The following is a 14733-nucleotide window of genomic DNA, read 5'->3' as shown; positions in this document are numbered from 1 at the left end:
GAATGACGATGAAACCAACCATTATTTCCCGCCCGCGCGTTGTGCTGTTCGCCGCCATGGCCCTTGCCGTTCAAGGCGCCTTTGCGCAAACGCTCAATGCGCCGGCGGAGCGCATCTCCGACCAGGCGATCGTGGCCGACCAGGCCGGGTACAAGGCCTTGCAGCAGCGCGTGAAAGCGCTCAACGACAAGGGCGTGCCAGTCAGCAATTACTATCTGTCGAAGGCGCAGTGCTGGCTTGACGTGTCGTTGCATGAATACACCCGCAACGACCGTTCCGCCTTCCCGCAAAAGGCGTTGGAGCAGGGCGCCGCGATCGTGGGCGCGCTGGAAACGGGCGCCACGCCCAATCCGGGCGACCAGACGCCGCTGGTGAACGACGCGGCCAAGCTGCGCGACGACCTGTGGGCGCGCTTCGGTGGCGTCAAGAGCGGTGCGGGCTTCAGCTGCGCGGCGCAGAAGGTCGCTTGCGGCGAAGTCGAGCTGGTGCATGCCGGGAATGAATTCAATCAGCAGGGCTGGCGCCATGCCAACCCGTACATCCAGATCGCCGAAGACAATCTGCAGGCGGCGCAGGCGTCGGCTGCCGCTTGCGGCGGTGCGCCGGTGGCGGCAGTGGTCAAGACGGAGCAGGGTAAGGGGCCGACGGTGGTGGTCGAAAAGCTGACCCTGGCGGCCGACGCGCTGTTCCGCTTCGACAAATCGGGCCTGCCTGATTTGCTGCCGGCGGGACGCGCGCGCATCGACAGCATGATGATCAAGCTCGATGGTGTGTATGCGCAGATTTCCGGCATCAAGCTGACCGGCTACACCGACCGCATGGGGACGGAAGCGTACAACCAGCCGCTGTCGGAGCGCCGCGCGGCCACGGTGCGCGAGTACCTGGTGAGCAAGGGTTTTGTGGGCGAAATCGTCAGTTCCGGCAAGGGCGAAGCGGACCAGGTCGAGGCGTGCACCGGCGTTGCGCCACGCGCTGCATTGATTGGCTGCCTGCAGCCGAACCGCCGCGTCGAAGTCGAAGTGACCGGCATCAAGCGATAAGAGGAAGTGCTTCCGGCCAAGGTCGGAGCATCTCAACAGCCGAACCGGGGTCAGAGCTTTAATTAGAAAGATTTCTAATTAAAGCTCTGACCCCGGTTCGGTTTTTGCGTTAACGCGATGGCTTGGCCGCGAATGCGGCACGCGCTGATGCGGCGAAACGACGGGGGGCCGCGATTCGGGGTCGCAGCCGTCATTCGCGACGTCATTGTTGCTGATTAAAGCTCTGACCCCGGTTGTAGGAGGGTTCGCTGCGGCTGTAGGAGGGCTTCGCGGCCCCGGCTTCAGGTCGGCGGTTGGATGGAATACACGTTTTTAGCTGCCCAGCGTAGTCGAACTTGGTATGATGCCGGGGCCATTTGGTTCTGCTGGCACTTTCATGACTCTTGGGGATGATGCAATGATGGGACGTCTGTTCATTTTGGGGGCAGCTACACTGGCTGCCGGTAGCGCGCTGGCCGCGCCGCGCGGGTTCACGGTCGAGGATCTGGTGAGGATGGAACGCGTCGGCGCGCCGGCCCTCTCGCCGGACGCGTCGCGCGTGGTCTACACGGTGCGCAGCACCAATATGGAAAAGAACCGCGGCAACACCCAGCTGTGGATGATCGACCTGCGCAGCGCCAAACCGACCCCGGTCAAGCTGACCAGCGGCGACGCCAACAGCACCGATCCGGAATGGTCGCCCAAGGGCGACGCCATCTATTTTTTGTCGGCCCGCTCGGGCTCGTCGCAGGTGTGGCGCCAGCCGGTGGCCGGTGGGGAGGCCGTCAAGGTCACCGACCTGCCGCTCGACGTCGATAATTTCCGTCTCTCGCCGGCCGGCGACCGTCTGGCGATGGGCCTGGCCGTGTTCCGCGATTGCACCGACCTGGCCTGCACCAGAACGCGCATGGACGACAAGGCCAAGGACAAGGCCAGCGGCAAGGTCTACGACCGCCTGTTCGTGCGCCACTGGGATACCTGGAAGGATGGGCGCAACAGCGTGCTGTACACCGCGCCGATCGACGCCGCCGGCAAGGTCAGCGCCGCGCCGGTCAGCCTGTCGGGCAGCATCGATGGCGACGTGCCGTCGAAACCGTTCGGCGACCGCGAGGAATACCGCTTCAGCCCGGACGGCAAGAGCGTCGTGTTCAACGTACGCGTGGCCGGCAAGACCGAATCGTGGTCCACCAATTTCGATATCTACCAAACCAGCGCCACCGGCGGCGCCGCGCCGCGCAACCTGACCGCCGACAATCCGGCCTGGGACAGCAAGCCGGCGTTTTCGCCGGACGGCAAGACCCTCGCTTACCTGGCCATGAGCCGGCCCGGCTTCGAAGCCGACTGCTTCCGCCTGGTGCTGATGGATGTCGCCAGCGGCAAGAAGCGCGTCGTGGCGGAGAGCTGGGACCGCTCGATTGGCGACTACAAATGGCGCGACGATGGCAAATCCCTGCTGGCCACCGCCGACGACCTGGGCCAGCACCGCCTGTTCTCGATCGACGCCGCCAGCGGCAAGGTCGCGCCACTGAGCGAGAAGGGTTACGTCAGCGCCTTCGACGCGCGCGGCAAGACAGTGGTGATGGCCCAGGCCAATCTGCAATCGGGCGCGCAATTGTTCAAGAGCACCAATGGCGGCGCCCCGGTCCAGCTGACGCAGTTGAACAGCGAACTGCTGGCCGACGTGCGCTTCGGCGAGTACGAGCAGTTTTCATTCACCGGCGCCAAGGGCGAGACCGTCTACGGCCACGTGATGAAACCATGGAATGCGACGCCCGGCGCCAAGTATCCGCTGGCCTTCCTGGTCCACGGCGGCCCGCAGGGCAGTTTCGGCAATTCGTGGAGCTACCGCTGGAATCCGCAGACCTACGCCGGCGCCGGCTACGCAACCGTATTCATCGATTTCCACGGCTCCACCGGCTACGGCCAGGCGTTCACCGATTCGATCAGCGGCGACTGGGGCGGCGCGCCGCTGGAAGACCTGAAAAAGGGCTTGGACGCGGCCGTGAAGAAATTCCCATGGCTGGACCGCGAACGCAGCTGCGCGCTGGGCGCGTCGTACGGCGGCTACATGATGAACTGGATCGCCGGCAACTGGTCGGACGGCTTCCGTTGCCTGGTCAATCATGACGGCGTGTTCGATACCCGCGGCATGGCGTACGCGACTGAAGAATTGTGGTTCACCGAGTGGGAAAACAAGGGAACTTACCTGGACAACGCCGCGCTGTACGAAAAATTCAACCCGGTCCATTTCGTGAAGAACTGGAAGACGCCGATGCTGGTGGTGCAGGGCGACCTGGACTTCCGCATTCCAACCTCGCAGGCGCTCGGTACCTTTACCGCGCTGCAGCGCCAGGGTGTCGAGAGCAAGCTGCTGGTGTTCCCGGACGAGAATCACTGGGTCTTGAAACCGGCTAATTCCGTGCTGTGGCATAACACGGTCAAGCAGTGGCTCGACCGTCACCTGGCCCGCTGACATGCGAGAGCACAAGAACCTTGTGCTTGCGGCGGTGCTGTGTGCAGGACTCGTCCACAGCGCCGGCGTGCTGGCCGCGCCGGCCGCCACCGTGCCGGCGGCAAGCTCGCCGGCCGCGCTGATCACGGCGTTTTACCGCGATTACTTCGCCGATGAAGCGGCGGCAAGGAAACGTTATCTGGACAGCGGCGCCTTCTATTCGGCTGGCGCGCGCAAGCTGCTGGCGGAAAACGACTTTGCGTGCCGAAAAGTGGCGCGCGGGGACGATATGTGCGGCTATGGCGCCGAGGCGGACATGTTTTTGGATGCCCAGGACAGCGATCCGGAATTGACGCTGGCGTCGTCCGGCTTCACGGCCAGGCCGGTGGGGGCGAACGCGGTCGATGTGGCGTTCAAGGTGTTTCCCAAGGACGCCAGTTCGCAGCGCACAACGATGCGCTACGTGCTGGTGCGTGAAGGCGGCCAGTGGCGCGTCGATGATGTGCTGTATCCGGTCAAGGGCGCGCAGGCGGCCAGGAACAGCATGCGCCAGGGCATTCTGCACGAGATCGTAGCGATTTCCAAGGCTGCGCGCGACGTTGCCGATGCATCGGGCTGGGTCAACATCTACGTGGAAGAGCAGCAGGCGGACCGGTTCGCGCGCTTTGTCGCGTTTCCTGTAACGGTGTGCGTCAAGCAGGGTGCATGCGTGCCGTACGCGCAAGACGATGCGCGCTTGCCGGCGCTGGTAAAGACCTTGCACGATACCTACTTCAAGGCCGGGGCGGCCAAAAAAGGCTTGCCGGCGATCGCCGCCGGCAAGCAAGGCGCGGGTGCGCCCAAGGAAGATAGTGTGGTGCGCAGCGGTCCATTCGACTACACGTTCCAGCGTGGCGCATGGTGGCTGTCGCGGGTCGATATGGCTCGCCCACCTGTCGGTCAACAATAAGCGCTGCCGGTCCCGCCGATGGGGGGACCGGCAGCTTTGCCTGTTACGGGTTAATCAGCGGTGCAACGCTGTTGGCGAACACCCAGCCCTGTTCTTCATCCGTGTGAATCTGCCAGTTGAAGCCGCCGCGAATGTCCGGATGGTTGGCCTTGACCTGGTTCCACGCGCTGACCGCCTGATCCCGGCTCATGTAATTGGCCGCGTTGCTGATGCCGAAGCCGACCACCACCCGGTTCGCGCCGAGCAAGCTGACCCACTGTTTGACATTATCGGCCACATAGGCCGGATCGTTCAGGCCAGGCCCGTCGTAATACTGCGGCGCGGCGTAATCCATCGCTCCGGCAGCGACCATCGCACGGCAGAATTCCTTGTCGATCTGGTTCCACGGTGCCGGCGGCGCGGAAATGATGAAGCCCGGGTAGCGCTTCTTCAGTTCCAGGCTGATCCAGATCATTTCGGCGGTATCTGGCCGCTGGTCCGCTTCGAAGGTATTCCAGTCCATGCCGTCGATGCCGCCCAATTGCGTATAGATCGAGGCGATGCTGTTCACAAACGTCTGCGATTTGGTCCGGTTCGGAAAACTCATGCCATTCCCCGCGCCGCCCACCGACAGGATGATCTTGCGGCCCTGGGTGCTGCGCGCGTACTGGATGTCGGCTTTCAGATTGGTGGCCGCACCGCGTCCGTTGCCCGGCGCGCTGAAGGTGACCGCTCCGGTGGTGCCCGGCGAGCCGCCCACCGGCACGGCGTGGAACAGGTAGATCAGGTTGTAGCGCGCATTGACGTCACGGATGCGCACCGGGGAGGGCGTCCAGTTCGGATAGTAGCCGCCGACGATTTTCTTCGCCGCTGGCAGCGCGCAGGTGGTTTGCGCCCAGTACCAGGTGCTGATGGTCGGGGTGGTGCCGTCGCTGCCGTTGCCGGCGACCTGCACCACCTTGTAGTACAGCCCGTTCGGCGTGTACAGCACGACGGTCCCAAGCGGGTAATTGACGCCGGCGCGCCAGGTAACGGCGGCGCAAGGCGCGAGCGCGGCCGACGATCCCGAGTCTGTGCCGACCCCATCGATTGCGGCACTGCCGGTGGAGCCGGGCGCGACGGATGCCGCCAGCGGCAGCAGCGGCTCCGCCGTGACGGCGGCGTTCATCCGTGCGGGGCTGGCGGCGGTGGGTGCGCTGTCGGACGATCCGCCGCCGCATCCGCTCAGGATGGCGCCGCCGATAGCGGCCATGCCCAGGTATTTCAGTAGTTTCTTCATGTCGACTCCTGTCAAAAAAATGAGTAGGGACCGCCAGCGGCGGCCCCGGGTGCATTACCAGCCGATGGTCACCGTGGCCGTGGTTGGCGCGGTGGAGTGCACCGACGAGCTGTAATTCCATACGTCGTCGTAGGCGAAGCCGTAGGCCAGCTTGTTGATGCTGTGGTCATGCCAGAACTTGGCGTACCAGTTGGCCGGCTGGCCCGCCGGGTAGAAATATGCCGAGTCGGACCAGCGCGCCGGGTCTTCCACCACATGGCGGTTGAGGGCCGCGCACAGCTGCGCCTGGATCTGCAATTGCTTGTGGTAGGCGGGCGTGCCGCCGACCGTGCCGCTGGGGTCGTCGAGGGCGCCATTGCCGAGCAGTGCCATGGCAGTGGTGGGCCTGCGCACCTTGTAGGTGCCGGCGCCGTCGGTGAACTGGAACACGCCGTTCACCACCTGGCCGCTGAAGGTGCCCTGCTGGTTGGTGAAGACCAGTTTCTGGCTGGTGTATTTGTTCCAGATATGGTTGATGTAGCCGTCCAGGTAGGTGGCGTTGGCGCCGTTGTTCTGGAAGCTGGCGTGGGCCGGGGCGATGATGCGGTAGGGCGCGTACGGCGCTTGGGCCAGGCCCTTGAACTGGGCCGGCACGCTGGCGACGAATTGCGAGATCAGCGATGCGCGTGTTTCGGTTTCGCCCACGGTCTGGTCGTAGCCGCCCAGGCCCTGCAGGCGCAAGGTCAAGGGAAAGCCGAAGTGGTCGACCCGGGTCGTGTTGCCGAAGAAGCCGTCCTTGGCCCCGATCGACATTTCGATGAAGTCGAAGTAGACATCGATGTTCGGATCGGATGGATTTTCGATATTGGCGCCTGCGTAGCCGAGGTTGCCGTTGGCGTCGGCATTGACCTGCAGGTACATCGGGCTGCCGACGCTCAGGAACAGGCGCGCCGAATTGAGCGGCGGAATGGTGATCGACTTGAGCTGGGCCAGGGTGTGGAAGTAGTTGGTGTAGGGCTTGCCGTCCTTGCTCAGCGCGCCGTTATCGCTCAGGGCCATGGGAATGAAGCGCCCGCCCGCATCGACGTGGACGTATTTGCCGGTGCCCCAGTCCTTGCCGATGATGGCCCAGTAGACCTGGCTGTCGGCATATTGTCCGCGCGTGCCGTTGACCAGCTTGAAGGTGGTCAGCTGGTTCCAGGTGCCCGGATCGGTTGGCGGCGGAGTGGTGCCGGACGGCATCGGCACGCCCGGCAGGTAGCAGCGCTTGGGGACGCCGGGAATCGGGTCGCCGAACACGCCGCTGTTGCAGTCGGCGCCGTTGCTGAGGGTTTTGGTGAAGAAGCTGCCGTTGGCGCCGTACAGCAGCACTTGCGTGCCGCTGAAAGTGCAGCGGCCGTTCTCATAGGCGCAGCGGGTCCAGGTGGCGGGCGCGCGGTCGCAGTGCTTGGCGCTGCCCGGCAGCGGGTCGCCGAACACGCCGGTGGTGCAGGCCGCGCCGCCGGTCACGGTTTGCGTGACGTAGGTACTGCCGGCGCCGAAGCGCACGGTCTGCGTGTCGCCGAAGCCGCACTGGCCGTTTTCGTTGGCGCAGAAGGCGAAGCTGCTGGTGATTTCGCAGTGCTTGGCCACGCCCGGTGCCGGATCGGTGCCGAAGGTGGCGTTGTTGCAGCTAGCGGCCCAGTCGAATCTCTTGCTGGTGAAGCTGGAACCGGCGCCGTAGCGCACGGTCTGGTTGCCGGTGAAGATGCATTCGCCGTTCTCGTTGGCGCAGAACGTCCATTCGGTGGTCGAGGGCGCAGAGGAGGAGGCCAGGGTTGCCGCCAATGTGGCGGACTCGGGCGTGCCGATGGCGTTCGAGCGCACCGTGGTGGTGGCGGAGATCGTCGGCTGTGGTGTCGCGTCGCTGTTCGACGACGAGCCACCGCAGCCGCTCAGCAAACCGATGCCGAGCATGCTCAAAGAGAGGAATTGAAGCAGTTTTTTCATGGTGCGGTCACCTCGTGGAAAGTGGCCGTTGCCTGCGCTGGACGATGATGCATGACGGCGGCCTTTGTGGTTGGATGCGCGGTGCGCATTGGTCGGAGCCGGCCGGGCCGGCTCCTGCGAAAACCCGGTGTTCCCACCCGGATAGGGCGGTCACAAAGGGAGGACGTTGGGTAAGCTGTTCGGTGTTGCAGTCGGTGCCTGTCGTGGGAGCGCTTCCACATTCGATGATTTTTTGGCCTTTGAAATATCGCTGGAAGCGAACATTTCACTCAGGACGTGTGTTGGGTTGATGGACGGGATCTTGAACGGATCCTCAGGGTTGTCGCAGTATTACCGCGTATTAAAGCGAGGTCAACAGAGGTGAAACGCAATATGCATTGAGAATTGGAAAGGGTAAGTGGGTTAGGGGAATCGGTTATTGGCATGTTAAAAGTTGCGCGAAATCGATACGATTGTGCGGCGGAAAACATAACGACAGTACCAATTTTCGGGTTCAAATGGCCGAGGCTGCGCGATCAGAGGCGCCATTCGTCGGTCTGGACCATCCATCCTCAGATACCACTTATTTCTTTATTGAAATATAAATAGTGATCTATTGCGTGTGTGAAATAAGTTAAACATGGTGCAGGCGGTCGCCGGATGACCTTCAATCGCTTAAAAAGAGCAAAAATATTTTTTGGCCTACAACGAAGTTGCTGTGGTTTTCATGTGCCTTCCTGTTCGGCGCCGCACTGTGCATGCGTTGAAAACAGGCTGCCTGGCGTGGCAGCGCCGGGGTAGCCCAGTGGAGCCGGTGCATGGGCAAGGCAGACGCCGTTTGACTGTTTCTGCGTTGTATTCGGCTAGCTTCGGCAGTCAGCGCTCGGGTAATAATATGCGTCCGGGCAATAATGTCAGCCGCCCGTTTCGTCGCCAGAATCGTTATAAAACGACAGCGAATGTAGATTTTGCATAACGTTATTGACTTCGCGATGCCATCGCTACTAATCTTGTAAATACGAAGTTATTTAGTTCGAGATGCACCGGTCTGGGGATGCAGGGAAGGTTATCGCCTACGGTAATCGGATTGCTGTTGAGGGCCCAGCCATAACGCGACCAAGGTGCTGAATTGCGGATAGTGTAAATGCACGAGTCTCTTGCACATAAGTACGCTCATGTGGAGAGTTGCCAACCCAACAGGGATCGCAAATGAGACATCACCGTTCTGTACTCCACTTCGTTGTGGGTATCGCCGTAGCGACTTTTCTTAATTTGCTTCCGCAAACTTCCGTCGCCCAAGTTCCCGTCACCAGTTGCCATGACCAATTCAGAAACGCTCCGGAAAACACAGAATTGCTCAACGGCGATGGAGTAAAAAGCGCCGCCTGGTACAGAAAACCGGGGTCCGATACAGTGATCGTCATGGTGCACGGGATTTTTTCCAACAATGTGAGTGCCTGGTTGCGTAACGACCAGAACTGGCAATGCCCTTATTGGCCTCGAATTATTCAAAACGATCCCGTATTCAATGGCACCGGAATATTTCTTTCCAGTTACTACACGTCCTTTTCGGCGGGAACATATGACATTCGTAACGCAGCGGATGAACTGTTCACCAATCTCAGCGTTCCAGTCAACGCAGGCTTGCTTTCGCCTCTGCATTTTCCGAAAATACTTATTATCGCTCACTCGACAGGCGGCCTTGTTGTGAAGAGGATGATGGCCAAAAAGTGGAAATTTTTTGAAAAGAAAAGTGTCGGGCTCGTTTTAATTGCATCCCCTGCGAGAGGCTCGCAATGGGCGGCGCGCATGAAAACGGTGTCAATGTTATTCAAGAACGACATGGCGCGGGAACTGGAGCCCACCAATCCTATTTTGCAAGATATCCACGACGATTTCCTGAATCTTGCTCGTGATTCAACTGCTACTAAGTTAAAAGGCCTTGAAGTTTTTGAGAATAAATTTGTTACGGAAAAATGTAACTTGTTTGGTCGGGCTTGCGACGCCATTGAGACCCTCATCCCAAGCGTCGTCACAGCTCAAGATGCTGGCGGCTACTTCGGCGCTCCTGAGGTAATTGCAGACACAAATCATTTTACCGTCGTGAAGCCGGAGAATAGTGACGCCCGAGTACATACGCGTCTTCGCCGTTTTTATCAGGAGATTATTGCTGGAGGTACCCATCCACCCGTTCCCGCAGATTCTCCCAGCCGTATTCGGCTGAGTGGATCGATTCCGGCCTTTGCGTGGACGAATGTGCCCGGGGATTCATTCACACTCAGCATTATTGCTTCGCCAGCGGATTGCACCAGTTCCACTTCGGATGCGGACAGGGTTAACTGCACCCGCAGTCTTGATAAGCTGATTGCGCACCCGATAGCGCAGGTGGGGGACCGGCGATGGGTGCCGGCCGGACCGGCGCGTCAAAAAAACCTGGCGGGACCTGCCGACAAATATACGATCAAGGAGGTGTACAAGATCAGTCCATCGGGCACGGGCTATTCCGAGGTGTCGCTGGACGTGTTCGATAAAAATAAAGGCCAGCGCGGCGCGTTAATGTATGAGTCGGATTTTGTTTTGCAGGAATATTCGGCATTGCCGGCTCAGTTATGGACGCTTGAAAAACCCTTGTGCCCTGTTATTAACTGTATTGTAGAGATGGAAGTTCCTATGAATCTCGATCTCAAACGTATCGAGGAATATTCGCCCATTGGCACTTTTTCAAACAACTGGGATGTCAATTCAAACGGGTTTGTCACCGTCAGGCTGCAGGCGGAGCGAACGGACGGCGAAAAGCGGTTTGTGCGGCTAATGGCCGTTCGGCCAAAGCTATAGCAGAGGACCTCGAAAAAGCGGCTGCGCGGCGCAGTTGTCGTCGCGCGATGCTCACCGTACCTTCGTACGACTACGCTTCGCGAATGAAATTTGCGCCGCTCGCTACGTTTTTGGAGGTCACCAGCAGATGCCTTTCCCTGCCACCTCGGACGGCAACCTGTAAAGTGAATTATCTCCCCAGTCGCATGGCCCACGCCATCGGCTGTGTTTCGCCCCATCGCCTGTCGCCGGCACCAGGGGAAAACAAACCAGCGCTTTCATCGAGAACAAACGCCCGTCCTTTGACCGGCTGAATTGGCCTGCATCGGTGAAATAAGCGCGTCCATCCCCGGAATCGCCGCCTTCGTCCTCATGGTCGACACGTCTCGCCATCGCCACCCTATGCTCCTGGTCACGTACGGACGACCGATTGATGCGACCTCGCGCCGCGCCGTGGTCGTCGTGTACCTGCTCCGCATGGACGCTCCAACAATCAAACATGGACTAAGAATGAACATAATGGAATTGGGATTTGCTTTCCTGGCGGGTTTGGCGATGATTGCCAGCCCCTGCATACTGATGGTGTTGCCAATTTTGCTAGGCGCAACGCTGGAGCGAAGCAGCCGGCCGATTTTCATCGTGCTCGGTTTTGTCACCGCGTTTACCTTGGTAGCTCTCGCTTTTGCAACAGGGGCCAGCTTGTCAGGCGCGTCGCCAGTCCTGATACGTCAGGTCGCCATTATTTTGCTCGCAGGTTTTTCCATAGTGCTGCTTTCGCCGAGTCTATATGCACGGGTGAGTGCCAGGCTGCAAAGTGTTTCAGATCTGGGGGTAAGATTGACTCCTAACCCGGGTGCGGGGAAAGCGGGGGGATTTATTTTGGGTTTGAGCCTTGGGGCGGTCTGGACGCCTTGCTCCGGACCGGTCCTGGCCTCCATCATCGCCCTGGTGGCGGGCTCCGCGAGCCGTGGCTGGGGCCTGGTCCTACTGGTGGCATTTGGCCTCGGGAGCGGCCTGCCGATGCTGCTGATTGCCTATGGCGGTAAAACGATTAATACGCGCCTTCCCATCCTGGCCCGCAAAGGCGCAGCGCTGCGGCGTGGCTTTGGTATCGCGACATTGATACTGGTGGCCTATATGCAGTGGCAGCAATACGACGAAGCTGCCGGCTGGATCGCAAACAGATATCAGGGATGGTTGTGACCCGGGACGAGGCCGACGGTTTATTCATCATGCGGCGCAGCCTGTACCGCCGGACGATGGGCGTAGCGTCGGACCGGGTTTGCCGCGACCGAATCTGGAGCTGCGTCGGAAAGAGGGCGGGGCAATCGGAGGCAGCGTTTATACTCCGCCATCGACGACAATTGGCCATTCAGCATGCATGAGCAATACCGACGCTTGCGGCAATGGCAGCTTCCCGGTTTCGCGTGGGTGTTTCTCGCGGTGTGCGTGCTATCGGTTCACGCGATTTTGCCCGCCTGGATACTCGCGGATAAACCAGCGTTGCTCGCGCCGGTCCACACCGTACTGGTCGTCTTGCATACCCTTGACGCCTTGTTCGTGTGGGCGTGCGCGATTTGGCTGAGCCCATTCCTGGAACGGCGCTACCCGCTTGATCTGGCACCGCGCATGGTGGTTGGCTTGCTGGTGGTTCTGTCCGGAGTGGTATTGATCATCATTGCGGTCTATCTGTATCTGTTCCCGGCTGTGACGGGCCGTCCTGTCCAGCTCGCCGGCCAGTATATGGACGCTTACCGCGCATTGATGGTCTCGATATTCATCTATGGCTGGTTGCTGATGCGTGACTATGCGAATGCCCAGGCCGCGCGTGCGTTGAGCCTGCAACTGAAGACCGACGCGCTGGCGACCGACGTCGACCGCAGCGAGCTGGCGATGCTGGAGGCGCAGATCGAGCCGCACTTTCTGTTCAATACGCTGGCACATGTGAAGCGTCTGTACCGCATGGACGACGCCGCGGCCGATGAGGTGCTGAAAAACCTGATCGCGTACTTCGAGCGTGCGCTGCCTGCGTTGCGCAAGGCAGACTGGAGCGTCGGCGACGAGATCGAGCTGGTCGTCCTGTACCTCAATCTGATCGAACAGCGTTCCGGCGGCCGCCTGCGCTACAAGGTGAGCGTATCGCCGCCGTCGACGACGCGCCAACTGCCGGCACTGACTATCGCCACCCTTGTCGAAAATGCCGTGCGCCATGGGGTGGGGCCGAAAGCGGGCAGCGGGATGATTCTGATTGCCGTGACGCTGACCGGGCGCGAATTATCGATCGTCGTCAGTGACGATGGGGTCGGCTTGCGCCTGTCGTCCGGAAACGGCCTTGGCCTTGCGACCGTGCGCGCACGGCTGCGCGGGACGTTCGGCGCCGGCGCCAGTCTTCTGGTGGCTCCAGGCACCAGCGGCGGCGTGTGCGCAACCATCCGCATTGCCATCGGGAGTGGACATGCTTGAGCGGTTGCGGTACCTGCGCATGGCCGCATGCAGGCGCTTGCGCGCCAACTACCGCCAGACCCTTGTGTTTGCCGCCATCGGTACGGTCACCGAGAGATTGACGCAGGTGCCGTCGTGGTTCGAGCGCATCGAACGCGACGGTTGGGCCATCTTTCTGGACGCGTTTTTGCGTGAAACGGTGGCTTGCGCGCTCGCCGCCCTCATCGTCGGTTTTTCTCTCCGGCTATGCACGGAAAAAGGATCGGACCTGATCCGCCGGCCCTCGAAGTTCCTGATCATGCTGACGGTGGGCACGGCGGTCGCCACGGTGCTCGCCGCGTGGCTTGACCTGATGCTCAGTCATGGCCGCCTCGCCGATATCGCCGATCGCCCCGGCGAGCTCGTCAATTTCTGGATGCAGTCGCTCCTGTGGGGCGGCCTCATCGGATGGGTGTACCTGCTTTCCCTCCAGCGTGCCGAAGACCATGCCGGGTTCACCGCGCTGCTGGGTAAACAAGCGCTTCTTGCGCGCCAGCTTGCCCGGTCGCGCCTGCGTGCCGCCCGCGCCCAGGTCGACCCGGCCATGGTGGCGCGCGTGTTAAGCGAAGTTCATGGCCGATACCGCGACAGGCCGCCAAGGCATCGGCCTTGCTCGACCACCTGATCAGCTATTTGCGGCTGGCGATGAACCGCGGACAGAGCGACCTGCCCGGCCTTGCCGGCGAGCTAGCGCTGATCCGGGCTCTGGTAGCCTTGCGCGAAGCCGAGCACGGGATGTCGATCGACATGGACGTACTGATCCCGGACGCCAGGTCGCACGCGCGTTCAGGCCCGCTGTTTCTGACGGTGTCCGCCTTGCTGGACGAGGCGATCAGCGCAGGCGCGCGCGCGGTGACGCTGACGCTGGCAGCGTGGGATGATCATGTCGGTGTGGCGCTTGCCATCGGCACGATCAGCATCACGCCAGTGCGGACGGTCGCGCTGGCCGATGCCGTGGCCAAACTGCTGCCGGCCGGAAGGTCTCGATTGCAAGGAATTTTCAACGCGGGAGCGAATGAGTATGTGGTCAAGCATGTCTGCCAGTGAAGCGGCACCGAGGGCGCTGATTGTCGAAGACGAGCCGGCAATGCACGACGAATTGCGCGAATTGCTGGTTGCCTTGTGGCCGGCGCTGACAATCGTCGGGCATGCCGCCGATGGCTGCGATGCGCTGCGCCAGATCGCGCAGCACGCGCCGGATATCGTCTTTCTCGACATTCAGATTCCAGATCCCAACCGCCTCGACATTGCCCGCACCTTGCGCGACCGCTGCCATGTCGTGTTTGTGACGGCCTTCGACGCCCATGCCATCGATGCGTTCGACAACGGTGCCGTGGATTACATCCTCAAGCCAATCGATCCCGCACGGATCGCGCTGACCGTGCGGCGGCTCAAGCAGCGTATCGCAAGCAAGCCGCTCGACCTGACGGATGTGCTCGAGAACCTCGCGCCGCGACAGGTGACGGCATCGTATTTGCGCTGGATCACCGCATCCGTGGGCAACGCGATCCGCCTGATTACGATTGATGAAGTCGTCTTTTTTCAGTCGGATCAAAAATATACGCGGGTCGTGCTGGCCGATTCCGAAGTGCTGATCAAGAAAACCCTCAAGGAACTGATGAGCGAGCTCGACCCGGATCAATTCTGGCAGACCCACCGCTCGACCGTCGTCAATGCGATGGAGATCGCCAGCATCGAGCCGAACATGGCCGGACAGCTGACCTTGAAACTGAAGAGCCGGCGCGAATTGCTGCCGGTGGCAGAGTCGTTCGTGCGGCGCTTTCGCCAGATGTGAAGCTCGCTTGCCGTCAGG

General features: G+C 61.0%; 11 protein-coding genes. 9 read left to right on the top strand and 2 right to left on the bottom strand.

Annotated features, from left to right (window positions below; genetic code table 11):
* Positions 1-8: 8 nt before the first annotated feature.
* From CR152_RS26775 to CR152_RS26765, 3 genes are all read left to right on the top strand, one after another.
* Complete coding sequence (locus CR152_RS26775; RefSeq protein ID WP_157778755.1) at positions 9-1040, top strand: OmpA family protein; 1032 nt, start codon at positions 9-11, stop codon at positions 1038-1040.
* Between the two features lie 397 nt (positions 1041-1437).
* Positions 1438-3492 (top strand): S9 family peptidase, encoded by a 2055-nt coding sequence (locus CR152_RS26770; protein ID WP_099880100.1) that lies wholly within the window; start codon positions 1438-1440, stop codon positions 3490-3492.
* Between the two features lies 1 nt (position 3493).
* A complete protein-coding gene (locus tag CR152_RS26765; RefSeq protein WP_099880098.1) occupies positions 3494-4420 on the top strand; it encodes a YqhG/Tai3 family protein in 927 nt (308 codons plus the stop codon).
* 43 nt (positions 4421-4463) lie between these two features.
* On the opposite strand, the gene CR152_RS26760 is transcribed toward CR152_RS26765, so the two are convergent.
* Together CR152_RS26760 and CR152_RS34420 are read right to left on the bottom strand one after the other, a co-directional pair.
* Complete coding sequence (locus CR152_RS26760) at positions 4464-5678, bottom strand: glycoside hydrolase family 18 protein (protein ID WP_229413626.1); 1215 nt, start codon at positions 5676-5678, stop codon at positions 4464-4466.
* Between the two features lie 54 nt (positions 5679-5732).
* The gene (locus CR152_RS34420) at positions 5733-7646 is read right to left on the bottom strand and encodes a glycoside hydrolase family 64 protein (RefSeq protein ID WP_229413624.1); all 1914 of its coding nucleotides are present in this window, start codon (positions 7644-7646) and stop codon (positions 5733-5735) included.
* A 1188-nt stretch (positions 7647-8834) separates the two neighbouring features.
* Here CR152_RS34420 and CR152_RS33300 point away from each other — a divergent pair.
* From CR152_RS33300 to CR152_RS26725, 6 genes are all read left to right on the top strand, one after another.
* Positions 8835-10460 (top strand): lipase family protein, encoded by a 1626-nt coding sequence (locus tag CR152_RS33300; RefSeq protein ID WP_157778754.1) that lies wholly within the window; start codon positions 8835-8837, stop codon positions 10458-10460.
* 489 nt (positions 10461-10949) lie between these two features.
* Positions 10950-11642: a cytochrome c biogenesis CcdA family protein gene (locus tag CR152_RS26745; protein WP_157778753.1), complete on the top strand. Its 693-nt coding sequence runs from the start codon at positions 10950-10952 to the stop codon at positions 11640-11642.
* Between the two features lie 174 nt (positions 11643-11816).
* On the top strand, positions 11817-12902 hold the full coding sequence (locus CR152_RS26740) for a sensor histidine kinase (RefSeq protein WP_099880094.1): 1086 nt from the start codon (positions 11817-11819) through the stop codon (positions 12900-12902).
* A complete protein-coding gene (locus CR152_RS26735; protein WP_157778752.1) occupies positions 12895-13545 on the top strand; it encodes a hypothetical protein in 651 nt (216 codons plus the stop codon). The genes CR152_RS26740 and CR152_RS26735 overlap by 8 nt, the downstream gene beginning before the upstream one ends.
* Entirely contained in the window at positions 13530-13967 is a 438-nt protein-coding gene (locus CR152_RS26730) for a hypothetical protein (RefSeq protein ID WP_099880090.1), read from the top strand. The genes CR152_RS26735 and CR152_RS26730 overlap by 16 nt, the downstream gene beginning before the upstream one ends.
* Positions 13954-14715: a LytR/AlgR family response regulator transcription factor gene (locus tag CR152_RS26725; RefSeq protein WP_099880088.1), complete on the top strand. Its 762-nt coding sequence runs from the start codon at positions 13954-13956 to the stop codon at positions 14713-14715. The genes CR152_RS26730 and CR152_RS26725 overlap by 14 nt, the downstream gene beginning before the upstream one ends.
* Positions 14716-14733 lie beyond the last annotated feature (18 nt).

The organism is Massilia violaceinigra (assembly GCF_002752675.1).
Classification (GTDB): domain Bacteria; phylum Pseudomonadota; class Gammaproteobacteria; order Burkholderiales; family Burkholderiaceae_D; genus Telluria_A; species Telluria_A violaceinigra.
This window is presented reverse-complemented; position numbering and strand designations above follow the sequence as displayed.

Coding starts and splice junctions, on each gene's coding strand:
- CR152_RS26775 (WP_157778755.1), top strand. CDS start 9: ATGAAACCAACCATTATTTCCCGCCCGCGCGTTGTGCTGTTCGCCGCC.
- CR152_RS26770 (WP_099880100.1), top strand. CDS start 1,438: ATGATGGGACGTCTGTTCATTTTGGGGGCAGCTACACTGGCTGCCGGT.
- CR152_RS26765 (WP_099880098.1), top strand. CDS start 3,494: ATGCGAGAGCACAAGAACCTTGTGCTTGCGGCGGTGCTGTGTGCAGGA.
- CR152_RS26760 (WP_229413626.1), bottom strand. CDS start 5,678: ATGAAGAAACTACTGAAATACCTGGGCATGGCCGCTATCGGCGGCGCC.
- CR152_RS34420 (WP_229413624.1), bottom strand. CDS start 7,646: ATGAAAAAACTGCTTCAATTCCTCTCTTTGAGCATGCTCGGCATCGGT.
- CR152_RS33300 (WP_157778754.1), top strand. CDS start 8,835: ATGAGACATCACCGTTCTGTACTCCACTTCGTTGTGGGTATCGCCGTA.
- CR152_RS26745 (WP_157778753.1), top strand. CDS start 10,950: ATGAACATAATGGAATTGGGATTTGCTTTCCTGGCGGGTTTGGCGATG.
- CR152_RS26740 (WP_099880094.1), top strand. CDS start 11,817: ATGCATGAGCAATACCGACGCTTGCGGCAATGGCAGCTTCCCGGTTTC.
- CR152_RS26735 (WP_157778752.1), top strand. CDS start 12,895: ATGCTTGAGCGGTTGCGGTACCTGCGCATGGCCGCATGCAGGCGCTTG.
- CR152_RS26725 (WP_099880088.1), top strand. CDS start 13,954: ATGTCTGCCAGTGAAGCGGCACCGAGGGCGCTGATTGTCGAAGACGAG.